Annotated in this window: 23 protein-coding genes, 1 pseudogene and 1 riboswitch; of the genes and pseudogenes, 12 read left to right on the plus strand and 12 right to left on the minus strand. The window is 69.4% G+C overall.

All coding sequences use genetic code 11. The annotated features are described in order from the left end of the window. The first annotated feature begins 96 nt into the window (after window positions 1-96). Window positions 97-483, plus strand: a complete 387-nt coding sequence (locus tag K2L43_RS17040) for a hypothetical protein (protein WP_011806955.1) — start codon at window positions 97-99, stop codon at window positions 481-483. A gap of 75 nt (window positions 484-558) precedes the next feature. Here K2L43_RS17040 and K2L43_RS17045 read toward each other — a convergent pair whose 3' ends face one another. Next, window positions 559-1,047: a universal stress protein gene (locus K2L43_RS17045; protein ID WP_088888240.1), complete on the minus strand. Its 489-nt coding sequence runs from the start codon at window positions 1,045-1,047 to the stop codon at window positions 559-561. 102 nt (window positions 1,048-1,149) lie between these two features. On the opposite strand from K2L43_RS17045, the gene tgt reads away from it, so the two are divergent. Both tgt and K2L43_RS17055 read left to right on the plus strand, forming a co-directional pair. Then, complete coding sequence (gene tgt, locus K2L43_RS17050; protein ID WP_220638094.1) at window positions 1,150-2,322, plus strand: tRNA guanosine(34) transglycosylase Tgt; 1,173 nt, start codon at window positions 1,150-1,152, stop codon at window positions 2,320-2,322. A gap of 79 nt (window positions 2,323-2,401) precedes the next feature. Further along, window positions 2,402-3,151, plus strand: coding sequence for a DUF72 domain-containing protein (locus tag K2L43_RS17055; RefSeq protein WP_220638095.1), 750 nt, complete (start codon window positions 2,402-2,404; stop codon window positions 3,149-3,151). Here K2L43_RS17055 and K2L43_RS17060 read toward each other — a convergent pair. The 5 genes from K2L43_RS17060 to K2L43_RS17080 all read right to left on the minus strand — a co-directional run bounded on the left by K2L43_RS17060 (window position 3,148) and on the right by K2L43_RS17080 (window position 6,792). Beyond that, entirely contained in the window at window positions 3,148-4,308 is a 1,161-nt protein-coding gene (locus K2L43_RS17060; protein WP_220638096.1) for a serine endopeptidase, read from the minus strand. The two genes, K2L43_RS17055 and K2L43_RS17060, sit on opposite strands and share 4 nt — an antisense overlap. Before the next feature lie 78 nt (window positions 4,309-4,386). Further along, window positions 4,387-5,187, minus strand: coding sequence for a DUF2145 domain-containing protein (locus K2L43_RS17065; RefSeq protein ID WP_220638097.1), 801 nt, complete (start codon window positions 5,185-5,187; stop codon window positions 4,387-4,389). Window positions 5,188-5,189: 2 nt separating this feature from the next. After that, window positions 5,190-5,648, minus strand: coding sequence for a hypothetical protein (locus K2L43_RS17070; RefSeq protein WP_220638098.1), 459 nt, complete (start codon window positions 5,646-5,648; stop codon window positions 5,190-5,192). 23 nt (window positions 5,649-5,671) lie between these two features. After that, window positions 5,672-6,154 carry a YiaA/YiaB family inner membrane protein gene (locus K2L43_RS17075; RefSeq protein ID WP_015914406.1) on the minus strand — a complete coding sequence of 161 codons (483 nt, stop codon included), beginning with the start codon at window positions 6,152-6,154 and terminating at the stop codon, window positions 5,672-5,674. 128 nt (window positions 6,155-6,282) lie between these two features. Continuing rightward, window positions 6,283-6,792: an Lrp/AsnC family transcriptional regulator gene (locus K2L43_RS17080; protein WP_015914407.1), complete on the minus strand. Its 510-nt coding sequence runs from the start codon at window positions 6,790-6,792 to the stop codon at window positions 6,283-6,285. Between the two features lie 140 nt (window positions 6,793-6,932). Here K2L43_RS17080 and K2L43_RS17085 point away from each other — a divergent pair, with 140 nt between their 5' ends. Then, window positions 6,933-7,949, plus strand: a complete 1,017-nt coding sequence (locus tag K2L43_RS17085) for a 1-aminocyclopropane-1-carboxylate deaminase (protein ID WP_015914408.1) — start codon at window positions 6,933-6,935, stop codon at window positions 7,947-7,949. A gap of 39 nt (window positions 7,950-7,988) precedes the next feature. Here the strand turns inward: K2L43_RS17085 and K2L43_RS17090 are convergent, their stop codons facing one another. Then, the gene (locus K2L43_RS17090; protein WP_220638099.1) at window positions 7,989-9,944 is read right to left on the minus strand and encodes an MFS transporter; all 1,956 of its coding nucleotides are present in this window, start codon (window positions 9,942-9,944) and stop codon (window positions 7,989-7,991) included. Between the two features lie 134 nt (window positions 9,945-10,078). Here K2L43_RS17090 and K2L43_RS17095 point away from each other — a divergent pair, with 134 nt between their 5' ends. After that, on the plus strand, window positions 10,079-10,822 hold the full coding sequence (locus K2L43_RS17095) for a helix-turn-helix transcriptional regulator (protein WP_047349278.1): 744 nt from the start codon (window positions 10,079-10,081) through the stop codon (window positions 10,820-10,822). 105 nt (window positions 10,823-10,927) lie between these two features. Here the strand turns inward: K2L43_RS17095 and K2L43_RS17100 are convergent. Beyond that, window positions 10,928-11,281, minus strand: a pseudogene (locus tag K2L43_RS17100) (alcohol dehydrogenase catalytic domain-containing protein); the annotation flags it as partial. A 25-nt stretch (window positions 11,282-11,306) separates the two neighbouring features. Next, a complete protein-coding gene (locus tag K2L43_RS17105) occupies window positions 11,307-11,714 on the minus strand; it encodes a host attachment protein (protein WP_011806968.1) in 408 nt (135 codons plus the stop codon). Between the two features lie 373 nt (window positions 11,715-12,087). Between K2L43_RS17105 and K2L43_RS17110 the strand changes: the two genes are divergently transcribed. From K2L43_RS17110 to K2L43_RS17130, 5 genes are all read left to right on the plus strand, one after another. Further along, complete coding sequence (locus K2L43_RS17110) at window positions 12,088-12,504, plus strand: YXWGXW repeat-containing protein (RefSeq protein ID WP_103738087.1); 417 nt, start codon at window positions 12,088-12,090, stop codon at window positions 12,502-12,504. A gap of 166 nt (window positions 12,505-12,670) precedes the next feature. Further along, the gene (locus K2L43_RS17115) at window positions 12,671-13,657 is read left to right on the plus strand and encodes a tripartite tricarboxylate transporter substrate binding protein (protein ID WP_011806970.1); all 987 of its coding nucleotides are present in this window, start codon (window positions 12,671-12,673) and stop codon (window positions 13,655-13,657) included. 32 nt (window positions 13,658-13,689) lie between these two features. After that, the gene (locus tag K2L43_RS17120) at window positions 13,690-15,168 is read left to right on the plus strand and encodes an NAD(P)-binding domain-containing protein (protein ID WP_220638100.1); all 1,479 of its coding nucleotides are present in this window, start codon (window positions 13,690-13,692) and stop codon (window positions 15,166-15,168) included. Beyond that, window positions 15,165-16,277, plus strand: coding sequence for a peroxidase-related enzyme (locus tag K2L43_RS17125; RefSeq protein ID WP_220638101.1), 1,113 nt, complete (start codon window positions 15,165-15,167; stop codon window positions 16,275-16,277). The genes K2L43_RS17120 and K2L43_RS17125 overlap by 4 nt, the downstream gene beginning before the upstream one ends. 171 nt (window positions 16,278-16,448) lie before the next feature. Further along, a riboswitch (glycine riboswitch) is annotated at window positions 16,449-16,560 on the plus strand. 93 nt (window positions 16,561-16,653) lie between these two features. Then, complete coding sequence (locus tag K2L43_RS17130) at window positions 16,654-17,964, plus strand: D-amino acid dehydrogenase (RefSeq protein ID WP_220638102.1); 1,311 nt, start codon at window positions 16,654-16,656, stop codon at window positions 17,962-17,964. Window positions 17,965-18,303: 339 nt separating this feature from the next. On the opposite strand, the gene K2L43_RS17135 is transcribed toward K2L43_RS17130, so the two are convergent. Together K2L43_RS17135 and K2L43_RS17140 are read right to left on the minus strand one after the other, a co-directional pair. After that, window positions 18,304-19,569 carry an FIST N-terminal domain-containing protein gene (locus K2L43_RS17135; RefSeq protein WP_220638103.1) on the minus strand — a complete coding sequence of 422 codons (1,266 nt, stop codon included), beginning with the start codon at window positions 19,567-19,569 and terminating at the stop codon, window positions 18,304-18,306. 40 nt (window positions 19,570-19,609) lie between these two features. Further along, entirely contained in the window at window positions 19,610-20,539 is a 930-nt protein-coding gene (locus tag K2L43_RS17140) for a PhaM family polyhydroxyalkanoate granule multifunctional regulatory protein (protein ID WP_220638104.1), read from the minus strand. A gap of 220 nt (window positions 20,540-20,759) precedes the next feature. On the opposite strand from K2L43_RS17140, the gene K2L43_RS17145 reads away from it, so the two are divergent. Together K2L43_RS17145 and K2L43_RS17150 are read left to right on the plus strand one after the other, a co-directional pair. Then, window positions 20,760-21,179, plus strand: coding sequence for an HU family DNA-binding protein (locus K2L43_RS17145; RefSeq protein ID WP_011806976.1), 420 nt, complete (start codon window positions 20,760-20,762; stop codon window positions 21,177-21,179). Between the two features lie 290 nt (window positions 21,180-21,469). Continuing rightward, window positions 21,470-22,432 (plus strand): IS110 family transposase, encoded by a 963-nt coding sequence (locus K2L43_RS17150; RefSeq protein ID WP_370633051.1) that lies wholly within the window; start codon window positions 21,470-21,472, stop codon window positions 22,430-22,432. A gap of 16 nt (window positions 22,433-22,448) precedes the next feature. Here K2L43_RS17150 and K2L43_RS17155 read toward each other — a convergent pair whose 3' ends face one another. Then, window positions 22,449-23,201 carry a tyrosine-protein phosphatase gene (locus tag K2L43_RS17155; protein WP_135148959.1) on the minus strand — a complete coding sequence of 251 codons (753 nt, stop codon included), beginning with the start codon at window positions 23,199-23,201 and terminating at the stop codon, window positions 22,449-22,451. Window positions 23,202-23,331: the final 130 nt, after the last annotated feature.

The following is a 23,331-nucleotide window of genomic DNA, read 5'->3' on the forward strand; positions in this document are numbered from 1 at the left end:
GCCCGCGCCCTGCGCAATAAGCGCCTGCTTTCGCGCGGTATTCGCCCCATCACCGGCCAGCGCCGTCCGCACAATGCAGCCCGGAGGACGACGACCATGGACCTGCAATACCAGCTGAAGGCCGGCAGCTACTACCTGTACGACATGCGCGAAACGCCCAGCGCAGTCACGGGCGAGCGTCGCTTCAAGCTCAAGACCGACACCGTGGCCATTGCCTTCGACCTGCATACCGGCGAGGTGCACCAGCACGGCAGCCCGGCACGCATCCAGTCCTGGGCCACGCACACGCGCCGGCGCCTGCGCGCCGCAGGCGCGGCGGACGTGGCCAACGACATCGTGGTCGTCTCCGGCCCGCTGCCCGTGGACGAGCTCAACAAATGCCTGTGGATCAGCGGCTACTGCCGGCGCATGTTCACGCGCCTGGCCAGCCTGCCGCACGGCAAGCTGCAGCGCGCGGCGCAGCAATGGAAAAAAGCGGCCTGAACGCCCTTCTCCTCTGCGCCAGCAGCTCTTGATTCAATAGCACAACGGGTCCCGCGGGACCCGTTGTTTCTGGTGTCAGTCCTGCGCGCCTAGGTCGTCGTCCTGGTCGTCATCCTCGGGCAGCTCCTCCGGCTCCGCATGCTTGACCACGGTGACGGGCACGGGACTTTGCTGCACCAGCGCCTGCGACACCGAGCCCAGCAGCGTGCCGCGCAGCCCGCCCAGGCCGCGCGCGCCGATGATGAGCGCGTCGCAGCCGCAGCGCTCCACCATGTCCACCAGCGTGGCCGCCACGGGGCCCAGGCCGATCTCGGTCTCATACGGCACGCCCGCGGCCTCCACCATCGCCACGGCCGACGCCATCAGGTGCTGGCCCGCCTCCACGCTCGCGGCGGCCACAGCGTCCGCGCCCTGCGTGGCCAGCTCGATCAGCGAGGCCTCTTCCTGCACGTGGCCCAGCACCAGCGTGGCCTGCAGGCCGCCACGGCGCACCAGGGCCACGCCATGGCGCACGGCGTCGAGCGCGAGTTCGGAGCCATCAACGGCGATCAGGATTCGGAACATGGGGGCACCTCCTTGCAATGCTGTGTCGATAGGGTCAGTGTAGGCCGCGCGGGGCGCCACGGGCACCAATCCCCGCCGGTGCAGTCTGGGACAATCGCGCCCATGCTCAAGTTTGAAATCCTGGCCACCGACACCTCCAGCCACGCGCGCCGCGGCACGCTCACGCTCAACCACGGCGTGGTGCAGACCCCCATCTTCATGCCCGTGGGCACCTACGGCACCGTCAAGGGCGTGATGCCGCGCAGCCTGCGCGAGATGGGCGCGCAGATCATCCTGGGCAACACCTTCCACCTGTGGATGCGGCCCGGCCTGGACGTGATGCAGAGCTTTGGCGGCCTGCACGGCTTTGAGCAATGGGACAAGCCCATCCTCACGGACTCGGGCGGGTTCCAGGTCTGGAGCCTGGGCAGCATGCGCAAGATCACCGAAGAAGGCGTGCATTTCGCCTCGCCCGTGAACGGCGACAAGCTGTTCATGTCGCCCGAGGTGAGCATGCAGATCCAGACCACGCTCAACAGCGACATCGTGATGCAGCTGGACGAGTGCACGCCCTACGAGACCAACGGCCACAAGACCACCGAGGCCGAGGCGCGCAAGAGCATGGAGATGAGCCGCCGCTGGGCGGTGCGTTCCAAGAATGAATTCGAGCGCCTGGGCAACCCCAACGCGCTGTTCGGCATCGTGCAGGGCGGCATGTACAAGAACCTGCGCCAGGAATCGCTCGAAGCCCTGGTGGAGATGGACTTCCCCGGCTACGCCGTGGGCGGCGTGAGCGTGGGCGAGCCCAAGGACGAGATGCTGGACATCATGGCGCACACCCCCCACCGCCTGCCGCGCGAGAAGCCCCGCTACCTGATGGGTGTGGGCACGCCGGAGGACCTGGTGGAGGGCGTGGCCCAGGGCGTGGACATGTTCGACTGCGTGATGCCCACGCGCAATGCGCGCAACGGCACACTGTTCACGCGCTATGGCGACCTGAAGATCCGCAACGCCCGCCACAAGACCGACCACCAGCCGCTGGACCCGAGCTGTACCTGCCACGCCTGCGCGGGCACCGAGGGCGTAAGCTGGAACGACGGGGGCCGCGGCGGCTTCTCGCGCGCCTACCTGCACCACCTGGACCGCTGCGGCGAGATGCTGGGGCCCATGCTCACCACCATCCACAACCTGCACTACTACCTGAACCTGATGCGCGAGGTGCGCGAAGCGCTGGAGGCCGGCCAGTTCGGCGCATTCCGCGCGCGCTTCAAGGCCGAGCGCGCACGCGGCGTATAGCGCCGCGTAGGCGGCGGCTGACGGCGAGGGCCGGCGCATTCCGCGCGCGGCGCCGCGCCATCCTTCCTATGCTGGCGCGATGGACACCCGACCGTCGACGGCCGCACCGCTGCACATCGGCACCGCGGGGTGGAACGTGCCGCAGGGCAGCCGGCACCGGTTCCCGGCCGAAGGCTCGCACCTGGAGCGCTACGCCGCCCGGCTGCCCGCCGTGGAGATCAATTCATCGTTCTACCGCCCCCACCAGCGCAGCACGTACGAGCGCTGGGCCGCGTCCACGCCGCCAGCGTTCCGCTTCAGCGTCAAACTGCCACGCAGCATCACGCACACGGCGCGCCTGAAGGGCACGGACGCGCTGCTGGAGGCTTTCCTGGAACAGGTGCAGGGGCTGGGGGAGCGCCTGGGCTGTCTGCTGGTGCAATTGCCGCCCAGCCTGCGGCTCGACCGACCCGTCGCCGAGGCGTTCCTGCGCGGCCTGCGCGAACGGCATCCCCACCGCAGCGTTGCCGTGGAGCCGCGCCACGCCAGCTGGTTCACGCCGGAGGGCGACGCGCTGCTGCGCGCCTGGCAGGCCGGCCGCGTGCTGGCCGACCCGGTGCTGCACGCGGGCGGCGAAGTGCCCGGCGGCTGGCCCGGCCTGGTCTACTGCCGGCTGCACGGCGCACCGCGCGTGTACTACTCGGCCTATGACGCGGCGCTGGTCGACGCGCTTGCGGCACGGCTGCGGGTCGCCACCCTGGCAGCGCGCAGCGTGTGGTGCATCTTCGACAACACGGCCAGCGGCGCGGCGGCTGCCAACGCGCTGGACCTGCACCAGGCCTGCGCCTAGCGATTCCCTGCCGCGCCGGGCATCGCACCGTGGGGAGGCGTACCGGTGGGGGCCGCGCCGGCGGGCGGCATGCCCGAGGGGACAGCACCCGCAGGGGCCACACCGGGCGAGGCCACCCCGGACGGCGCCGCACCGGCCCCGCAGGCATGGCAGAAACGGGCGAAGGCGCTCTTGCGCGTGCCGCAGGCACCGCAGCGGTCGAACAGGCCAATGCCACAGTGCGGGCAGAAGTCGGTCACCCCGTCCTTCAGGTCCACCAGCCGTTCGCACCCCGGGCACACGCCCTTGGCCAGGCGCGCCAGGGCCACGTCGTAGCCCAGCTCCTTGCGGCGCTCCTGCTCGGGCAGGGCCTCGGCCTGTTTCTGGCGCTCCAGGTAGCGGTTGAGCGCAAGGATGGCGTAGCGCCCCACCAGCGCCGTGACCACGATGCCCACCACGTAGCGCACGTAACCGCCATAGCTGGGCAGGTAGGGCACCAGCTCCACGAAGAACGCGAACACCGCGAAGAAGATGAAGCCCCACACGAACGGCCACCAGGTGCTCTTGCGCTTTTTGGCGAACAGCCAGCCTGCCGCCACCAGCAGCGGCAGCGTGAGCGCCAGGCGGTAGAGGAACACGCGCAGCTCCACCTTGCGCCGCTCGGCGGCCATCTTCTCGTAACCGCCCTGCTCCAGGCGCCCCAGGCGCTGCTGCGCGGCCTGCGCGGCCTGGCGCGCATCCAGCAGGGCTTGGTCCTGTGCCTGCACGGCCTGCTGGGCCCGGCGCTCCTGGGCCTTGAGGGCGTCCAGCGCCTGGGTGCGCGCGATCACCTCGGGGTCGTGCTCGGCGCGCTGGGTGGCGCGGCGTGCGGCCAGCCAGTTGCTGAAGGTCTCCCGCTCGGCCTGCGTCTCGCTGCGCGCCTTGGCGTGCTGCAGCCGGGCCTGCTCCAGCGCGGTCTGGGCCTCCTGCTCGGCCTGGCGCGCTTCCTTGACCTGGGCGCGCAGCGCCTGGGCGGCGTTGCGGTCCAGGAAGTCGTCCAGCTGCAGGGGCGCCTCCACCTTGGGCAGGTCGCCCACGATGGTGCCGCCCAGCCCGATCAGAAAGCTGGCGAACACCAGCGCCACCAGCCACAGGCCGCGGCGAAACCATTTCTCCGACAGTCGCAATGCCTTGCTCATGTGTGATCCCTCACGATGTTTGCTATTGAAATAGCAGCTGCTCGCGCTTTATGGATAAGCGCAGGAGCCCATTTTTGCTTAAAACTTCTCCGGACCCAGCACCTGCACCTGCGGGGCGCCCGCCAGCCGCGCATGCTGCAGCCATGCGAGGGCGGAGTCCACCGTCACGGTCTCGATGCGGTCGGCGTAGCGCTGCGCGGGCGGATGGTCGTCGAAGGCGACGTTGGCCGCCGTCATGCGCCCGCCCAGCCGCGTGAGCGGCCCGATGCGCAGCACCGTGGGCTGGTAGCCCTGCAGCCGCAGCCAGGCCTGGGCCTGCGCGCGGGTCTGGGCGCGCTCGGGCTCCATGGCCAGGGCCAGGGTCTCCAGCGCCCACTGGTTGGACTGCTGGTAGGTCGTGCCCCACGCATAGCTCACCATGCTGTAGGCACGCTGGTGCAGCCGCGTGGCGCGCGCGCCGTCGGCCAGCACGGGCAGCAGCGCCTGCTGCACGGCGGGCGTGGGTACGGCCCACACGGCCTCGTGGCGCCACAGGTCGTCCAGGAAGAACTCGCCCAGCCCCTGGCGGTACACGGCGGCCACGCCGGTGCCGCAGTCGTTGAGCTTGTGCACCACGCGCCACGGGCCCTCGGGCGTCTTGTAGGCCCAGCCCAGGTGCGAGTAGCGCAGGCCGTAGCGGGACAAGTCCTGCCCCGCGCGCGCCAGCACCACCACGCGGGCGCCGCTGGCGTCCAGCGCCTGGGCCGTCTGCTGCGCCAGCTGCATGCCCTGGGCGATGGTCTGCGCCGTGGGCTGGCGCGGCTCGCAGGAGCGGCCCGCATGCGCCGCCACGCCCGCCAGTGCCAGGGCGGCGGCCGCGATCCAGTGCAGGGTGCGCATGGTCAGAGCCTTTCGTTGTGCAGCAGCGCGCGGCCCAGCGCGTTGGGCACGAAGGCCAGCACCTCGCCCGCGGCCGACAGGATCACGCCCGTGCCAATCACGGTGCAGGTGAGCACCGTGCCCACGGCACCACTGGCGGCACCGGCGGCGCGGCCCGAGACCTCCACGCTGGCCTGGGCGCCGTCCGACGCACGCTCCAGCAGGTACACCGTGCCCGTGGCCGAGGCCTGCACGGCCTTCACCGTGAGCACCGCGCCGCCCACCGACAGCGCCGCCGGCAGGGCCACCACGGCGCCCGCCGCCGCGGACGCCCCGCCCGCGGCCACGACCACGGAGGCCACCGGCATCAGCGACAGCGCGGCAGAGGCCTCGCTGTGCGCCCGCGCCGGCAGCGCCGCGCCGCACAGCAGGCCCAGCGCCAGCAGCGCGGGGGCGAAGGTTTTGCGAAAAAAGGTTGGCATGTGGGTCTCCTGCGCGGCGGGCATCATTCAGCGGCCTCGGTGCGGGCCTGCAGGCGGCTGCGCAGGCGGGCGTCGGCCAGATCCGCCTCGTGGCGGTCGCGCAGCATCTTGGCCAGCGTGAACGCGCAGGTGATGAGGTATAGCCAGCTCACGCCCAAAAAGGCCTTGTAGGTGGCGCTGATCGCCATGCCCCACAGCCCCCAGCCGGTGAGCCCCATGGCCACGGCAAAGCCGCCCCAGACGACGAGCTTCCACAGCGGGGTGTCGCCACCACCCTGGCCGGCGCCGCGGCGCGCGCCCTGGTTGTCGCGCACGAACTTGGCCAGCATGAAGGCCGCCGACAGGCAGAACACGTAGCCCATGAACATGAAGGCCACCTCCAGCCGCTCGCCCGGCAGCCAGGCCAGGCCGGTGGCGCACAGGAACACGGCGATGCCGAACGAGGCCCACACCTGGAACTGCCAGGCCCGCGTGTCGCGCTGGAGGGTGGGGGTAGAGGAATGCATGGTGGTCGGTGCCCGCAGGCGTTGGTTGAACACGGGGCGGATGCTGCGGCCGCGCGGCGCCAAAGCAGCCGATATTCCGACGCAGTAACCTATCCAGCGGCGAAAAGTATCGCCATGCGATACCGCATTCAGATCGCCAGCGGCAGCTCGGTGGTGGACAGCACGTTGCGCAGCACCATGAACGAGCGCACCTGCCGCACGCCCGGCAGGTACAGCAGCTGCTCGGCATGCAGGCGGTTGAAGCTCTCGCTGTCGCGCGTGCGGATCAGCATGAAGTAGTCGAACTCGCCCGTGACCACGTGGCATTCCATGCAGCCCGAGATCTTGGCCGCCGCCTTCTCGAAGGCCGAGAACGACTCGGGCGTGGAGCGGTCCAGCACCACGCCGATCATCACCAGCATGCCCGCACCCACCGCCTGCGGGTTCAGCCGCGCCACCACGCCATCGATGAAGCCCAGCCGCTTGAGCCGCTCCACGCGGCGCAGGCAGGCCGGCGGGCTCAGGTGCACCTTGGCCGCCAGGGCCACGTTGGACAGCGACGCGTCGCGCTGCAGCAGGCGCAGGATGGCGCGGTCGGTGCGGTCCACCTCGGCACCCTCTGCCGCGGCATTCACGTTGCGTTTTTTTATTGCGGCCATGGCTTGATTGGAGAAATGAAATACTGCTATTTGGCGTTGAGTACTTTTTTTGATTCTTGAAATCATCTTATTTCACAACCCTGTTAATGCGCGGTTTTCCTACGATGCAAGGCACCTTCCCCATCGACCGGAACACCGCCATGAACCTGCAGAAATTCCCCCGCCATCCCCTGACCTTCGGCCCCACGCCCATCCAGCCGCTCAAGCGCCTGTCGCAGCACCTGGGCGGCAAGGTAGAGCTGTACGCCAAGCGGGAGGACTGCAACTCGGGCCTGGCCTTCGGCGGCAACAAGACGCGCAAGCTGGAGTACCTGATCCCCGAGGCGATTGCCGGCGGCTACGACACGCTGGTGTCCATCGGCGGCATCCAGTCCAACCAGACGCGCCAGGTGGCCGCCGTGGCCGCGCATTTGGGACTCAAGTGCGTGCTGGTGCAGGAGAACTGGGTCAACTACAGCGACGCGGTGTACGACCGCGTCGGCAACATCGAGATGAGCCGCATCCTGGGCGCCGACGTGCGCCTGGACGCGGCGGGCTTCGACATCGGCATCCGCCCGAGCTGGGAGCAGGCCATGGCGGACGTGAAGCAGGCCGGCGGCAAGCCCTTTCCCATTCCTGCTGGCTGCTCCGAGCACCCTTATGGCGGCCTGGGCTTCGTCGGCTTTGCCGAAGAGGTGCGCCAGCAGGAAAAAGAGCTGGGCTTTCGGTTTGACTACATCGTCGTGTGCTCGGTCACCGGCAGCACGCAGGCGGGCATGGTGGTGGGCTTTGCCGCCGACGGGCGCGCGCGCCGGGTGATCGGTATCGACGCATCGGCCACGCCCGAGAAGACCCACGCGCAGATCCTGCGCATCGCGCAGAGCACCGCCGATCTGGTGGAGCTGGGCCAGGACATCACCGCCGAGGATGTGGTGCTGGACACGCGCTACGGCGGCCCGGAATACGGCCTGCCCAATGAAGGCACGCTGGAGGCCATCCGCCTGTGCGCTCGCCAGGAGGGCATGCTCACGGACCCGGTGTACGAGGGCAAGTCCATGCACGGCATGATCGAGCGGGTGCGCAACGGCGAATTCCCGGCCGGATCGAAGGTGCTGTACGCGCATCTGGGCGGCGTGCCGGCCCTGAACGCGTACAGCTTTCTTTTTCGCAACGGCTGAAGCCGCAGCGGATGCGCAGGCTCTGGGGCGCCTGCTGGCTCAGGCGCTGATCTGAAGCAGCCCCGCCACCCGCTCACGCAGCAGGGCGGGCTGCACCTCGGCAGCCGGCAGCGGTGCGCCGACGTTCAGCCCCACGCGGTTGAACATGCCCCGGCGGAACGGCCGCACCATGGCGCCGCCCTGCTCGATGCGGCTGAAGAACGAGCCCCACAGGTTGGTCAGCGCCATGGGCACCACCGGCGCCTGGACGCCGTCGGCCTGCGCGCGTTCGATGATCTTCATGATGCCGCCCTTGAACGCCTGCAGTTGCCCGTCGCGCGTGATGCCGCCCTCGGGGAAGATGGCGAGCAGGTCGCCGTCCTTCAGCACCTGGGCCGCGCGCTCGAACGCGGCTTCGTAGGTGGCGGCATCGTCCTTTTGCGGCGCGACGGGAATGGCCTTGGCCAGGCGGAACAGCGCACCCAGCACCGGGATGCGGAAGATGCGGTGGTCCATGATGAAGTAGATGGGGCGGGGGCTGGCCGCCATCAGCAGCACGGCATCGACGAAGCTCACATGGTTGCAGGCCAGGATGGCCGCGCCCTCCGTGGGAATGTGCTCGTCGCCGCGCACCTTGAAACGGTAGATGCAGCGCGACAGCACCCAGGCCACGAAGCGCAGCAGGTACTCGGGCACCAGCAGGAAGATGTAGAACGCCACCACCGCATTGGCGATGCCGGTGAACAGGAAGATCTGCGGCACCGTGAAGCCCGCCGACAGCAGCGCCCCCGCGAGCACGGCACTGGCGATCATGAACAGCGCGTTGAGGATGTTGTTGGCGGCGATGATGCGCGCGCGGTGCGTGGGCTGGCTGCGCATCTGGATCAACGCGTACATGGGCACGCTGTACAGGCCCGCGAACAGCGACAGCAGCAGGAGGTCGGCCATCACGCGCCAGTGCGCGGGCTGCGCCGCGAAGGCCGCCAGGGTGAGCACCTCCGACGGCGGCAGGGCCCGCGAGGCGAAGTACAGGTCGATGGCGAACACGCTCATGCCGATGGCGCCCAGCGGCACCAGGCCGATCTCCACATGCCGGCGCGAGAGCACCTCGCACAGCAGCGAGCCGATGCCGATGCCCACCGAGAACACCACCAGCAGCAGCGACGCCACCTGTTCGTTGCCATGCAGCACGTCCTTGGCGAAGCTGGGGAACTGCGACAGGAACACCGCGCCGAAGAACCACATCCACGAGATGCCCAGCAGCGAGCGGAACACCACGGTGTTGCCGTGCGCCAGCTTCAGGTTGCGCCACGTCTCGCTGACCGGGTTCCAGTTCACCGTCAGGCCCGGGTCGGTGGCCGGGGCCGGCGGAATGAACTGCGCCACCAGGCGGCCCAGCAAAGCCAGCGCCAGACAGGCCACCGCCACCGTGGTGTGGCCGATGCCCGGCAGCGCCACCAGCAGACCGCCCGCGACGTTGCCCAGCAGGATGGCGACGAAGGTGCCCATCTCCACCATGCCGTTGCCGCCCGTCAGCTCGCGCTCGTTCAAGGCCTGCGGCAGGTAGGCGAACTTCACGGGGCCGAACAGCGTGGAATGCAGCCCCATCAGGAACACGCAGCCCAGCAGGATGGCCGCGCTGCCGGCCACGAAACCCGCGCCCGCCACCAGCATGATGGCGATCTCCAGGTTCTTCACGAAGCGGATGATGCGCGTCTTCTCGTACTTGTCCGTGAGCTGCCCCGCCGTGGCCGAGAACAGCAGGAACGGCAGGATGAACAGCGCGCCGATCACCAGTCCCGCCAGCGCCGGCGGCATCCACGACACGCTGAGCTGGTAGGTCACCATCACCGTGAAGGCGAACTTGAACAGGTTGTCGTTGGCCGCGCCGGCGAACTGCGTCCAGAAGAACGGCGCGAAGCGGCGCTGACGCAGCAGCGCGAACTGGTTGGGGTGCGCCGCCGCCTCGGCAGGCTGGGCGGTGGGCGACAAGGTCACGGGGTGCTGCGCGCTCATATGCGGTGTGCTGGGGTGTGAAGGTGCCGCGCATTGTGCGCACAAAGCCCGCACAGGCCAGCCGCTTGTGGGCCTTGGTGGCTTGGATCACACTTAGGGTATCGCCATTCGATACTTTTCACCTCCAGCACCCCATGAGCACCACCGCCGACCTCGTCATCGCCCTGAAGAAGGAACTCAAGTCCGCCCAGATGACCTATGCCAGCCTGGCACAGGCGCTGGGCATGGCCGAGTCCAGCGTCAAGCGCATGCTGGCCAAGGGCGACATGCCGCTGTCGCGCATCGACGCCATCTGCCGCGTGCTGCGGCTGGACTTTGCCGACCTGGCGCGGCGCGTGGCTGACAGCCAGCCGCTGCTGAGCGAGCTGACGCAGGAGCAGGAAAAGGCCGTGGTGGCCGACAAGAAGCTGCTGCTGATGGCGATCTGCGTGCTGAGCCAGTGGACCCTGGAGCAGATCACCACCACCTACCGGCTGAGCGAGGCCGAGGGCATCCAGTACCTGGCGCAGCTCGACCGCATCGGCATCATCGAGTTGCGCCCGCTCAACCGCTACCGCCTGAAGCTTGCCAAGACCTTCCGCTGGCGCCCGCACGGGCCGGTGATGCACTACTTCCGCGACCATGCACTGCTGGACTACTTCAACGGCGGCTTCGACGCGCCGGGCGAGGGCGTGCTGCTGGTGCACGGCTCCATCGCACGCAGCCTGGCGCCCGCGTTCACCGAGCGGCTGCAGCGCGTGGCGCAGGATTTCGCGCAGCAGCACCTGGCCGACCAGCGCCTGCCCGAGCGTGAGCGCGAGGGCTACACCCTGCTGCTGGCCATGCGCAGCTGGGAGTTCGAGGCCTTTGCCCAGATGCGCCGCACCGCAAGGCCGTGATGCTCCTTTATTAATAGCTTATGGCGCTTGATGGACGGGTGCCAGCGCCTTAAAACACCCAAAACCCGACGCAGTCGGCCTGCCATTGACTTCCCCCTTCGCGGTGCCCACACTGGACCATCCGTCGCCCCCACACGCCTGCACGCACAGGTTCTCGCGCCCACTGGTGCAGAACCGGCAGTGCCCACAGGTCCACCCCAGCCAAGGAACGCCTACCCGCGGTCCCTGCCGCCAGCCCCGCACGCCCGGCCCCAGGCCGGCGACACGGGCCACGATCTCATGCCCCGGCACGAGGGGCCACACCGCATCCGGCAGCTCGTCGTCACGCAGATGGAGGTCCGTGCGGCACACGCCGCAGGCTTGCACCGCCAGCAGCAACTGGCCTGCCTGCGGAACGGGGCACGGCACCTCCGCCAGCCGCAGCGGCTGGCCGGGTCCGTCCAGCACCATGGCGCGCATGGTCGGTCCTCACACCGGGGCCGTGTCAGCCGCCGCGTTCCGCCTGCAAATGCCGCGCCAGCTCCTGCAAGCTCATGTGCGTCAGATCCTCTGCATGGCTGGCCACCAGCCGCTGATGGGTGACACCATCCAGCTGTTCCATCAGCTCGCCGAGGAAGGGGTTGGACGCGAACACGGCCTCGCGCAGCGCGTGGGCCACCTCGCGCGCGAAGGTGCGCCGCTCCTGCGCGGCGGCCTCGCTGCGCGGCGCCAGACCGCTGCGTCCTGCGATCGAATGTCCGGGCGGCTCATGCCCCGCCGCACTGCCATGCAGGCGGGCGGCCGGATGCGTCAGGCATTGCCTTTCCGTCCAGTGCGTGGCTGCCGCAGGGTCAAGCTCCAGCAGGCGCGCCATCGAGCCATTGGCCACCAGGGCCCAGTTGGGTGTGTCCATGCAAGCCCGCCAGTTCTCCAAGCCGTGTGCGGTGTTTGATCTTGGGGGGCGGCCCCAGAGGGGTCAATCCCACGGTACATGCAAGCAATCGTGGCGTGGCGGGCGGTGCGCCAAGCACCGCGGCGCCTCGCCGCGCACTGGTCGCGCACTGGTCGCGCCTCTCTCACTATTGAAAAAGGAGCTTGTACCGCTTCGCTGACAAGGGCTTCAGCCCTACCAGCACCTGAGTCCTGCCCGCCGAAAGGCCGCCGTCACACCTGCTCACAAACCTTTGCCGGGGATGCAACAACGCGCCCGAAACGTTGACCTGCGGCCCGCAGCATGGAGTCTCCCGCAGCGCCCCGCGCCGCATCCCACAACACAGGAGAACGCCATGGTCCGCACCACCACCCTTGCCGCAGCCGGCAGCCTCGTCGCCCTGCTGTCATTGGCAGGCGCCGCGCATGCGGCCACCAACGCCACCGTCGTGATCCAGGCCGGCACGCCCCACTACTCGGCACCGCCCGCCTACGCGGTGCAATACCACGCGCCACCGCCTCCACGCTACGAGCGCGTGCCCCCGCCGCGCCGCGGCATGGTCTGGTCGCAGGGCCACTGGGAATGGCGCGGCCACCGCCATGTGTGGGTGCCCGGCCAGTGGATGCAGGTGCGCCACGGCCACCATTACCGCCAGCCGCGTTGGGTGCAGCGCGGTGACCAATGGCGCTTCGTGCGCGGCGGCTGGGACCGCGATGGCGACGGCGTGCCCAACCGCCACGACCGCCGGCCCGACAACCCCTACCGGAGATGAACGGCCGAGCGCCGGTCGTCCGCGCCCAGCATGGCCCGGGACGGCGACGGGCCGTCCATATGCATATAGCGCGTGCGCATGTGAATTTCTCCACAATGGGCGTGTTTCGGCTGTGCCTACACGATAGGGCGCCGCCTTGCACTGACCCATCACAAGGAAATTCGCCATGCCTCTCCTGCGCCACGCCACCGCCGCCCTGGCCACGCTGCTGACCGTCACATCCGCCCTCGCCCAGGCCACGGACTGGCCCAAGCAGCCCGTCACCCTGATCATGGGCTTTCCGGCCGGATCGGGCGTGGACGTGGTGGCGCGCGCGGTGCAGGAGCCGCTGGGCCAGAAACTCGGCCAGCCCGTGGTCATCGACTACAAGTCCGGCGCGGCCGGCAACATCGCCAGTGAGTACGTGGCCCGGGCCAAGGCCGACGGCTACACCCTGGCCTTCGGCACGGCCGCCACGCACGGCAGCAATGCCGCGCTCTACAAGAACCTGCCGTTCGACGTGGAGGCCGACTTCGTGCCCGTCGCCCCGCTGATCGACGTGTCCAACGTGCTCACCATCAACCCCGCGGTGATCGACGCCAAGAACCTCAAGGAGTTCGTCGAGACCGTGCGCGCCAACCCGGGCAAGTACAACTTCGCATCCACCGGCAACGGCACGGGCACGCACATGGCCTTTGCCGAGCTGAATGCGCGCCTGGGCCTGAACATGGTGCACGTGCCCTACAAAGGTGGGCCCGAGGCCATCACCTCGGTGCTGCGTGGAGAGACCTGCTGCATCATGAACCAGGTGCAGACCGTGCTGCCGCACTACAAGACCGGCAAGGTGCGCCTGCTGGGGGTGACCACGGCCAAGCCCGTGGCGGCCGTGAAGGAGGTGCCGCCCATCGGCGCCAGCGGCCTGCCCGGCACCAAGGGCTTTGACAGCTCGATCTGGTTCGGCATCTTCGCGCCCAAGGGCACCGACCCAGCCGTGGTCCAGAAGCTGAACACCGCCTTGCGCGAGGTGCTGGAGCAGCCCGACGTGCGCCAGCGCTTCGAGTCGCAGGGCAACACGGTGCGCATCGAAACGCCCGAGCAGTTCCGCCAGACGGTCCACAAGGACCGCGCGAAGTGGGCGCAAGTGGTGAAGGACGCCAAAATCAGCATCGACTGATTTCGCCCTCCACGCTTTCTTCGACGCCCTCCATGTCTTTTTCGCTTCCCCTGGGGGCGGCCGGCCTGGCCGCCCTCGAAGACCGCCTGCGGCACGACCTGCTCACCCTCAACTGGCGTGCCCGCGCATGGCTGCCGCCACGCGCCCATGAAGGGCAGCCCGTCACCGACGTGCTCATCATCGGTGCCGGCCAGGCCGGCCTGGCGGCCAGCATGGCGCTGGCGCAGCAGGGTATTGCCGCCGTGCTGCTGGACCGCGCGCCCGCCGACTACGAGGGCCCCTGGGCCACCACGGCGCGCATGGACACGCTGCGCTCGCCCAAGGAGCTCACCGGCCCCGCGCTCGGCGTGCCCTCGCTCACCTTCCGCGCCTGGTTCGAGGCCCAGTGGGGCCGCGAGGCCTGGGCCGCGCTCGACAAGATCCCGCGCCTGCAGTGGATGGACTACCTGCGCTGGTACCGCCGCGTGACGCAGGCCGACGTGCGCAATGAGCACACCGTCACCGCCGTGCACCCACGCGCCGACGGCCTGGTGGCGGTGGACGTGCAGGCCCCCGCCGGCCACGCCACCTGGCTGGCGCGCCGCGTGGTGCTGGCCACGGGCCGCGACGGCCTGGGCGGCCCGCAGGTCCCTGCGTTCATGCGGGGCGTGGCCCACGCCGCGCAGGGCGGCCTGTGGGCGCATTCGTCCGACGTGCTGGACTACGCCACGCTCAAGGGCAAGCGCGTGGGCGTGATCGGCATGGGCTCGTCCGCCATGGACAGCGCCGGCACGGCGCTGGAATGCGGCGCTGCCAGCGTGGACCTGATCGCGCGCCGCGCGGTGATGCCCACGGTGAACAAGTCCAAGGGCTCGGGCGTGCCCGGCCTCACGCAGGGGCACCACGACCTGCCCGACGCATGGAAGTGGCGCATCCGCCATTACATCAACGTGCAGCAGGTGCCGCCGCCGCACGGCAGCACGCTGCGCGTGTCGCGGCACGCCCATGCGTTCTTCCACTTCGGTTGCGCGGTGCAGGGCGTCACGCAGGTGGGCGACGCGCTGCACGTGGCGACGGCCAAGGGCACGTTTGCGTTCGACTTCCTGGTCCTCGCCACAGGCTTCGTGATCGACTGGGCACAAAAGCCCGAGTTCGCGCCGTTTGCGCGCCATGTGCGCACCTGGGGCGAGCGCTACCAGCCGCCCGCCGGCGATGAAGACCGCGAACTGTCCGACTCGCCCGACCTCGGCCCGGTGTTCGAATTCCGCGAGAAAGCCGCCGGCGCCTGCCCCGGCCTGGACCGCATCCACTGCTTCTGCTACCCCGCGGCGCTGTCACACGGCACGGTGTCGGGCGACATTCCCGCCATCAGCGACGGCGCACGGCGCCTGGCCAGCGGCATCGCCGGCCTGCTGTACCGCGAGGACGTGGAGCACCACTTCGCCGCGCTGCAGGCCTATGCCGAGCCCGAACTGCTCGGCGACGAATGGACGCCCGCCGACACCTCCCAACGCATCCTGCCTTCGCCATGACCGACACCATCGACCAGCTCGCCCGTTTGGGCCATGCCCCCCATGCCCAGGCCGCGCGCCAACAGCGCGCCAAGGCCATCACCGCCACCCAGGCCTGCGAAGACCTGCTGCTCGCGCCAGCACTGCCCGGGGGCCTGGCGCTGGCCGAGCGCCTGTCCGTGGCCCAGGCCGTGGCGGCCGCCAGCGGCGTGGCAACGCTGGCCGACCATTACGGCGCGCGCCTGGCCGGCCTGCCCGCCCCCGCGGCGGATGCCCGCTGGCAAGCCATCACGCATTTCACGCAGCTGCTGGCCACGCAGCCCGCTGCGGCCGACCGCGCGGCCCTGCTCGCCCTGCCCCAGGCGGGCCTCGCCACGCCGGACGTGGTGCTGCTCGCGCAGCTCATCGGCTTCGTGGCCTACCAGGCGCGGTTGGTGGCCGGCGTGGCGGCGCTGGCCGCCCTCGGCCCCGCGGGCACCGCAGCCAAGCCGGTCGCTGCCGCCACAACGCCAGAAGCGCCCTTCGTGCACCCCGCCAACCTGCCCCCGCCCGGCGAGCCGCTGCGCCTGGCCGGCTACACCAGCGAGACGCTGGACTGGAAGGCCTGGCTGCCCGTAGTGGACCCCGCCACCGCCAGCGCCGAGCAGAACGCCGTGCTGGACGCAAGCCACCCCAAGGCACGCACGTCGGACTTCTACCTCGTGCTGGCGCACCAGCCCCGCGTGCTGGCCGAGCGCTCAGAGGCGTTCAACGCCATCATGTATGCGCCTGGCGGCCTGCCGCGCGCCGAGCGCGAGGTGGCCACCACCGTGGTCTCGCGCATCAACGGCTGCGTGTACTGCGCGTCGGTGCATGCGCAGCGCTTCGAGCAGCTGGCCAAGCGCAACGACGTGATCGCGCAGATCTTCACCGACCCCGACAGCGCCGGCACCAACGCCCGCGAGCGCGCCCTGGCGCAGGCCAGCGCCGCGCTCACGCGCGCGCCCGGTGCATTCGGGCCGCAGCACCTCGCGCCGCTGCGCGCCGCGGGCCTGAGCGACCTGGAAATCCTGGACACGGTGCACGCCGCCGCGCTGTTCGCCTGGGCCAACCGCCTCATGCTCAACCTGGGCGAAGCGGTCTACCCCTGAGCATGCACCCAGCGCCCCGCCCTGAGAGCGTGTTCATGGTCTGAGGGTTAGCCCGCTGGGGGCGCCGCGCCCGGGCCGCTACGATGGCCGGCGCAGGAGAGCAAACGGCCATGTGCCGTTTCACCGAAGGCGCAAACTCCCATACACGCTCAGGTTCCGTACTGCACACCCACACAGCCGTCTGGAGAGCCGCCACGCCCGCCGTGGCGCACCGAAGGAGCAAGTGCCGCGCACGGTCCCGCGCGGCATGAATCTCTCAGGTACCAAGGACAGGGGGAGCGGCAGCCAGGCCATGTCGCGCCCGCTGTTCGCTATTCATTCAATAGCTGCTCGCGCTTGCCCTGCCTGCGCAAACCTTGAAAAAGGCTTGTAAACCATGCGCGTGATCGTTCTGGGCGCCGGCGTCGTCGGCACCACCTCTGCGTACTTCCTCCAGCAACTCGGCCACGAGGTCACCGTCATCGACCGGCAGGCTGTGCCCGGTGCGGAAACCAGCTTCGCCAACGGCGGCCAGATCTCGGTCAGCCACGCCGAGCCCTGGGCCAACCCCGGCGCGCCGCTCAAGGTGCTGCAGTGGCTGGGCAAAGAGGATGCGCCGCTCTTGTTTCGCTTGCGCGCGGACATGCGCCAGTGGCTTTGGGGCCTGCAATTCCTGCGCGAATGCACGCCCGCGCGCACGCGCCACAACATCGAGCAGATCGTGAGCCTGGGCAGCTACAGCCGCAGCACGCTGCAGCAACTGCGCACCGACACGGGCCTGCAGTACGACCAGCGCACGCAGGGCATCCTGCACTTCTACACCAGCGCCCAGGAGTTCGACGCCGCGCTGGCGCCCGCCGAGCAGATGCGTGCGCTGGGCTGCCACCGCCGCGTGGTGGATGCCGACGAGGCCGTGCGCATCGAGCCAGCCCTGGCCCACGTCCGCCCGCAGCTGGCGGGCGCCACCTACACGGCGGAGGACGAGTCCGGCGACGCCCACCTGTTCACGCGCGCGCTGGCCGGCGTGGCCCAGGCCGCGGGCGTGCAATTCCGCCTGGGCTGCCACATCACCGCGCTGCACCCGGCGGGCGGCGCCATCGACCATGTGGAGATCACCAACGAGGCCGGCGGCTACGAGCGCTTGCGCGGCGACGCCTACGTGCTGGCGCTGGGCGCATTCACCCCGCTGCTGGCCCAGCCCCTGGGCCTGCGCCTGCCCATCTACCCGGCCAAGGGCTATTCGGTGACGCTGCCGGTGCGCGACACGGCCGCCGCCTACCAGGTGAGCCTGACGGACGATGAGTACAAGCTGGTCTTCTCGCGCTACACCAGCGCGCAGGGCGACCGGCTGCGCATCGCGGGGACGGCCGAGCTCAACGGCTACGAGCGCGCGCTGAACGCCGTGCGCTGCGAAGCCATCGTGCGGCGCGTGGAGCAGCTCTTTCCCGGCGCGGGCGATGCCAGCCAGGCGCAGTTCTGGAGCGGCCTGCGCCCCGCCACGCCGAGCAACGTGCCGCTGATCGGCAAGACGCGCTACGGCAACCTGTTCCTGAACACCGGCCACGGCACGCTGGGCTGGACCCACGCCTGCGGCTCGGGCAAGTCCATCGCGCGCATCGTGAGCGGGCTGGAGCCGGAGCTGGACTTCGCGTTCTGCGGCCTGCCGCGCCCTGCTGCGGCGCCCCGCCCCGCCGTCATCGGCGTTTGAGCAAGCGCCACGGCGCTATGCATTGCATAGCTGCTTGCGCTTGATGGACGGGCGCTAGGGCCTGCTCACACTATTTTTGCCAGATGCGTTGCGATCAAAAAGGGCCAGGCGCAAGGCGCCAAACGAAGCTGGGGTGCTACCCCAGCGAGGCTTGGCAACGCCGCGAATGGCCCTTTTTGATCGCAACCCGGAGGGAACGGAGTGAAAACCGCGCCATTCGTCGTTGCCCTCCTAGCCAAGGCCCCGGCCTTGGCGTCGTCACGCGCCTAGATTGGCGCGGTTTTCACGCCATTCGCACTGGCAAAAATAGTGTGAACAGGCCCTAGAGGCCAAAAAGGCTTATAAAGCCCCGTCCGGCGCGACGAACACCGTCAGCACGCCCGTGTAGCCATAGAGCCGGTGCGCGGCGATTTCGCCGCCGGCGAAGAAGCCCGCCAGGGGCACGTCGCCCAGCGCATGGCGCACGATCTGCAGCTCGGCGCTGGGCCCACCGAAGTGCGGCCCGCCGCGGCCCGAACAACTCACATACAGCGCACCGCAAATGCGCCGGCCGCCCGCCGGCTCGGCATGCGGCGCGCTGCCTGCGGCGGGCAGCGCCTGCGCCTCTTCGAGTTGGGGCGATAGCTCCTCACGGATCTCGGCGCAGATGCGCATCAGGTCGGCACGGGCCGCGCCGACGTTGCGCTGGCAGAAGGCCAGGCGCATGCCCACCTCGACATGGTCACCCAGCGCCACGCCGCTGCGCGTCGCGTCCAGCCCGACGATGTGGCGCACGCGCGTGTCGGCGCCAAAGTGGCCCGTGCGCTGGCGCTGCGGCGCGTCCGCGTCCTCCAGCCCTGCCAGCGTGGCGCGCACGGCGCGCAGGGCGGCCTGGGCGTCGCCCTGCAGCGTCACGCCCAGCGTGTCCAGCAGCACGTCCAGCGCGGGCTCGCCGTCCAGCTCCAGCACCACGTTGTCCTGCGCGGCGGTGATGGCCGCCTGCGCGCCGATGGGCTGGCAGCCCTGCGTGACGCGCGAGACCAGTTCCACCTGCGCATCAAAGGCCACGCCCGACAGGCCGCCGTGCAGCACGCCGTCGCCCTCGCCGCCGGCGGGCAGCGCCAGCTGCACCTGCGCCCCGCGGCTGGCCACCACGCCGCCAAACAGGTAGCCGCTGCTGGTGCGGCCCGCCATCTCGGCCACCAGGTCCGCCAGTTCGGGGGTCTGGCCGTCCGCATGCACCAGCGCCGTGTGGGCCGCAAAGCCCACCCCGGCCGCATCGCCGTGCGCCAGCGGCGCCACGCCCGAGAACACGCGGTAGTGCGCGCGCGGCAGGTCGCACAGCATCAGCGAGAGCGCGGGTTCATCGAAATATTCGACGTTGTTGCCCGCCACGCCCACGCCGACCGCGCCTGCCCAGTCGGTGACCGTCGGCAGTTCGCGCCGCAGCAGGTCCAGCAGGGCCGCGGCATCGTCCGCGTAGTGGTCGGTGATGTAGAGCAGCCCCAGCGTGGGTGCACTGGCGTACTGGGGCAGCGCCATCTGCGCCCGCAGTTGCGCCAGCACCAGCAACGCGGCCATGTGCCACTGCGGATGGGTGGCGTGTGCATTGGGAAAGAGTCTCATGTGTCAGCCCTGCGATGGGGTACAGGCGCCGCCGCGCAGCTCAGCCTGCCGGCCGCCGCGTGCGGGACGCGGCAGCCTTTTGGGTGGGCGATGGTGCGGGGGCACGCTTGGCGCCCGCGCTGGCCGCGGCAGTCCGCTTGGCGGCCGGACGTGCCTTGTCGTTGGCCTTGTCGTTGGCCTTGCCGCCCGGTTGGGTCGCCGGCCGGGCGGCCGCCTTTGTGGAAGGCTTGCCGGCGGCAGGGGCGGGCGTTGCCGCAGGCGCCGCACCGGCGGCCTGCGCCGCCGCGCGCATGCCGTGCATGCCCTGCGCAGCCATCTGCGCCGCCATGCTGGAGGCGGTCTTGAGTGCGCCGCTGGCCATCTCGCGCGTGGCGTCGAAGGCCGCCTGGTGCGTGCCCGCATCCCGCAGGGCATGCGCGGCGATCTGCTGGAACTGGCTGGTCAGCGCACCCCACCATTGCATCGGGTCGGCCACGCCCTTGGTCTGCTCGGGCGCGGCCTCATCGTCCGGTGGTGTTCGCGCGCTGCGCGCCGCCGAAGCGTCATTGGCCGGGGACGGCGCCTCCGGTGCAGGTGCAGGTGTGGGTGGAGAAGTGAACGGGAACGCGGACGGTGGCTCGGCGGCTCGTGCGGCGGGCCGCTCCTTGTCCTGGCCTGCGGCGGCGCCGAAGCTCGCGGCCAGGTCGCCCATCGCCACGTTCATATCCTGCAGCGTGGCCAGCGTCATCTTCTGCACCTCCAGCGCCTGCACGGTGGCGGCCAGGGCGCGCGCGTTCTGCTCCAGCCAAAACTGCACGGCCTTGAGGTCCTGGATGCGCTTGTCCAGCTCGTCCACACTCACCGTGGGCGCCACCCAGCCCGACAGCCCCGGCATGGTGGGCATACCCGCCGCAGCGCCCTTGGCCAGGTTCTGCAGGAAATCAAATCCCGGGACGAAACGCCCGAAGCCGAAAGGGGTGCTATCGCTCATGGCCTGCTCCTGGTGCATCAGGGAATGGTTGCACAGCTTACCCGCATGCGCGCCACCCGTGCGGCATGTGCGTGCCCTGTGCCGTCCACAGGCCCGCGATAGCGTGGTTTTCTCGCGCAAACCCGCATGAATAGGGCACCCCACGCGCACAGACAGCGCCTAGAATCCGATCACCAGCCTGGCTGGCCTGCTTCTATACACCTTACAACGATCCGACATCATGGCAACTGCAAAGAAGACCACCGCTCCGGTGAAAAAGACCGCCGCCAAAAAGGCTGCGGCACCTGCCAAGAAGGCAGCCGCCCCCGCAGCTCCTGCTGCCATCAAGCCCGTGAAGGAAGCCTTCACCAAGACCGCGCTGATCGCCCACCTCGCCACGCAGGCGGGTGTCGAGCCCAAGGCCGCCAAGGCCGTGCTCGCCGCGCTGGAGACGGCCATCCTGGCTTCCGTGCACAAGAAGGGCTCCGGCGAGTTCACGCTGCCCGGCCTGCTCAAGATCGGCCTGCAGCAAGTGCCCGCCAAGAAGAAGCGCTTCGGCAAGGACCCGTTCACCGGCGAAGAGCGCTGGTTCCCCGCCAAGCCCGCATCGGTCAAGATCAAGACCCGCGCACTGAAGAAACTCAAGGACGCCACGCTCTGACACCGTGGCGCGGGTTTCGCAAAAAAAGCAGCCTCCGGGCTGCTTTTTTTATGCCCGAGCGGCCCAGGGCGCACGGCCGCGGCGCCTTGTATCTTTAAACCAGACCAGCGCGGTAGAGTCTGAACGCCGTTGAGGCGGCCAGACCGGCCCGTGCAGTTTGGTAGGCGCTGGGGTGATAGAGCCCGTGACTGAGTACAGAACGCATGGCCGCCGCGCTGGTCTTCGTGAAGCCCGAACGGTTACGCGCGCCTTGATTGAGCGCGCATGCACAAGCAAGGGATCTGAAGATCATGTCTGTTACCTCAGTGACGGTGGGCATCGACGTGGCCAAGGCGCACGTGGATGTCTGTGTGCTGGGCGCCAAGAGCAGCGCCCAGCGGTTTGACAACGATGCCGAAGGCCACTCGGCGCTGGCGGCTGTCCTGCAGCCCCTGGACGTGGGTCTGGTGGTGATGGAGGCCACCGGCGGCTACGAGGCCGCGTTAGCGTGTGCCCTGCAGGCCACAGGCCTGCCCGTGGCGGTCATCAACCCGCGCCAGGCGCGCGACTTCGCCAAATCCATGGGACGCCTGGCCAAGACCGACGCGGTGGATGCGCGCACGCTGGCCGAGCTGGCAGCGGTGCTGCTGCGCCGCGACGATCTGCAGCGCTTCTTGCGCCCCCTGGCCGATGAGCGCCAGCAGTGGCTCGCGGCCCTGGTCACGCGCAGGCGCCAGTTGCTGACCATGCTCCATTCGGAGCGCCAACGGCTGCAGATCACGCCCAAGAAGCTGCACGCCAGCATCGAGGCCATCGAGGCGGCGATCAAGGCGCAGCTCGATGAGATCGAAGAGCAGATGGTCACGCATGTGCGCGAGCACTTTGGGGAGCTCGACACGCTGCTGCAGTCGGCTGCGGGAGTCGGCCCGGTGGCCAGTGCCACGATGATTGCCGAGCTGCCAGAGCTGGGCCGGCTGAACCGGCGCGAGATCGCTGCATTGGTGGGCGTGGCGCCCATGGCCAATGACTCCGGCGGCAGCAAGGGCAGGCGGCGCGTACAAGGCGGGCGCTTCGAGATCCGCCGCGTGCTGTACATGGCAACGCTCAGGGCCACCCGCTACAACCCGGCCATCAAGGCCTTCTACGAGCGTCTGAAGGCCGCTGGCAAGTTGCCCAAGGTCGCCCTGGTCGCTTGCATGCGCAAGTTGCTCACCACGCTCAACGCCATGGTGCGCACTGGAAAACCTTGGGACAAGTCGCTTCATTGCGCTTGACTTCGAAGACGGTTACTCAGTCCGGCAACGGCTGCAGGTACAGCTGCGCCAGGCGGCTGCGTGCAGCATCGTCCACGCCCAGTCGACGCTCCAGGTAACGCTGCACGCCGCCGTGGTCCTGGTCAACGGCTTGCAATGCGGCCTCCAGGAAGTCCTCCTGCACGCGCCAGATCACGTTCAGCACCTCCTGCGGCGCAGAGCTGACCAGCCCCGCGGGCCGACGGTACAGCGCGTTAGTCAACAGGTAGTCCTGCATGACCACCTCGCGCGACACGCCGAGCGCCAGCAGAATCAGGGCCGCGGCGAAACCGGTGCGGTCCTTGCCCGCAGTGCAGTGAAAGACCAGGGGGGAATCCTCTGCCAGCAACTGCTCGAACAAGCCCGCAAACTGCTGCGCGTTGTCGGAAACAAAGGCGCGGTAGGTGTCCTGCATCAGCCCTACCGCAACGGGTGCCGTGATCTGTTGGCCCGCTACCGCCAGTTCCTTGGCGCGCTGCACGACGGTCGGCTCGATCGGCAGCGCGTGATAGCGCACCTGCGGCAGCGCATACGACTGGGCCGCGCTCTCCACCAGCCCGCGGAAGTCCACCGAGCGGGTCAGCCCCACACCGGCCAGCACCTGCGCGTCCTGCGGTGTCAGGGCCGCCAGATGATCGGAGCGGAACAACCGGCGCCAGCGTACCGTGCGTCCATCCAGCCCCCGATAGCCTCCCAGATCACGGAAGTTGGACGCCCCCGTCAGCGAAAGCGTGCGTGAAAAGTCTTGCATCCGGTCACTGTAGTTCAAAGCCGTCACACGCTCATGACACATGAGCGTACATGCAGCCCGAAGTGTCGCCCTGCGTAGAGCTGCCCGCAGCGCGTGATCTTTGGGGCATGGGAGAGTGCCTGGCTTCTGT

Origin of the sequence: Diaphorobacter sp. MNS-0 (assembly GCF_019602835.1) — a bacterium.
GTDB lineage: Bacteria > Pseudomonadota > Gammaproteobacteria > Burkholderiales > Burkholderiaceae_C > Diaphorobacter > Diaphorobacter nitroreducens.

Excerpts from the sequence above, each read along its gene's own strand:
- K2L43_RS17040 (WP_011806955.1), top strand. The coding sequence starts at position 97 with ATGGACCTGCAATACCAGCTGAAGGCCGGCAGCTACTACCTGTACGAC.
- K2L43_RS17045 (WP_088888240.1), bottom strand. The coding sequence starts at position 1,047 with ATGTTCCGAATCCTGATCGCCGTTGATGGCTCCGAACTCGCGCTCGAC.
- tgt (WP_220638094.1), top strand. The coding sequence starts at position 1,150 with ATGCTCAAGTTTGAAATCCTGGCCACCGACACCTCCAGCCACGCGCGC.
- K2L43_RS17055 (WP_220638095.1), top strand. The coding sequence starts at position 2,402 with ATGGACACCCGACCGTCGACGGCCGCACCGCTGCACATCGGCACCGCG.
- K2L43_RS17060 (WP_220638096.1), bottom strand. The coding sequence starts at position 4,308 with ATGAGCAAGGCATTGCGACTGTCGGAGAAATGGTTTCGCCGCGGCCTG.
- K2L43_RS17065 (WP_220638097.1), bottom strand. The coding sequence starts at position 5,187 with ATGCGCACCCTGCACTGGATCGCGGCCGCCGCCCTGGCACTGGCGGGC.
- K2L43_RS17070 (WP_220638098.1), bottom strand. The coding sequence starts at position 5,648 with ATGCCAACCTTTTTTCGCAAAACCTTCGCCCCCGCGCTGCTGGCGCTG.
- K2L43_RS17075 (WP_015914406.1), bottom strand. The coding sequence starts at position 6,154 with ATGCATTCCTCTACCCCCACCCTCCAGCGCGACACGCGGGCCTGGCAG.
- K2L43_RS17080 (WP_015914407.1), bottom strand. The coding sequence starts at position 6,792 with ATGGCCGCAATAAAAAAACGCAACGTGAATGCCGCGGCAGAGGGTGCC.
- K2L43_RS17085 (WP_015914408.1), top strand. The coding sequence starts at position 6,933 with ATGAACCTGCAGAAATTCCCCCGCCATCCCCTGACCTTCGGCCCCACG.
- K2L43_RS17090 (WP_220638099.1), bottom strand. The coding sequence starts at position 9,944 with ATGAGCGCGCAGCACCCCGTGACCTTGTCGCCCACCGCCCAGCCTGCC.
- K2L43_RS17095 (WP_047349278.1), top strand. The coding sequence starts at position 10,079 with ATGAGCACCACCGCCGACCTCGTCATCGCCCTGAAGAAGGAACTCAAG.
- K2L43_RS17105 (WP_011806968.1), bottom strand. The coding sequence starts at position 11,714 with ATGGACACACCCAACTGGGCCCTGGTGGCCAATGGCTCGATGGCGCGC.
- K2L43_RS17110 (WP_103738087.1), top strand. The coding sequence starts at position 12,088 with ATGGTCCGCACCACCACCCTTGCCGCAGCCGGCAGCCTCGTCGCCCTG.
- K2L43_RS17115 (WP_011806970.1), top strand. The coding sequence starts at position 12,671 with ATGCCTCTCCTGCGCCACGCCACCGCCGCCCTGGCCACGCTGCTGACC.
- K2L43_RS17120 (WP_220638100.1), top strand. The coding sequence starts at position 13,690 with ATGTCTTTTTCGCTTCCCCTGGGGGCGGCCGGCCTGGCCGCCCTCGAA.
- K2L43_RS17125 (WP_220638101.1), top strand. The coding sequence starts at position 15,165 with ATGACCGACACCATCGACCAGCTCGCCCGTTTGGGCCATGCCCCCCAT.
- K2L43_RS17130 (WP_220638102.1), top strand. The coding sequence starts at position 16,654 with ATGCGCGTGATCGTTCTGGGCGCCGGCGTCGTCGGCACCACCTCTGCG.
- K2L43_RS17135 (WP_220638103.1), bottom strand. The coding sequence starts at position 19,569 with ATGAGACTCTTTCCCAATGCACACGCCACCCATCCGCAGTGGCACATG.
- K2L43_RS17140 (WP_220638104.1), bottom strand. The coding sequence starts at position 20,539 with ATGAGCGATAGCACCCCTTTCGGCTTCGGGCGTTTCGTCCCGGGATTT.
- K2L43_RS17145 (WP_011806976.1), top strand. The coding sequence starts at position 20,760 with ATGGCAACTGCAAAGAAGACCACCGCTCCGGTGAAAAAGACCGCCGCC.
- K2L43_RS17150 (WP_370633051.1), top strand. The coding sequence starts at position 21,470 with ATGTCTGTTACCTCAGTGACGGTGGGCATCGACGTGGCCAAGGCGCAC.
- K2L43_RS17155 (WP_135148959.1), bottom strand. The coding sequence starts at position 23,201 with ATGCAAGACTTTTCACGCACGCTTTCGCTGACGGGGGCGTCCAACTTC.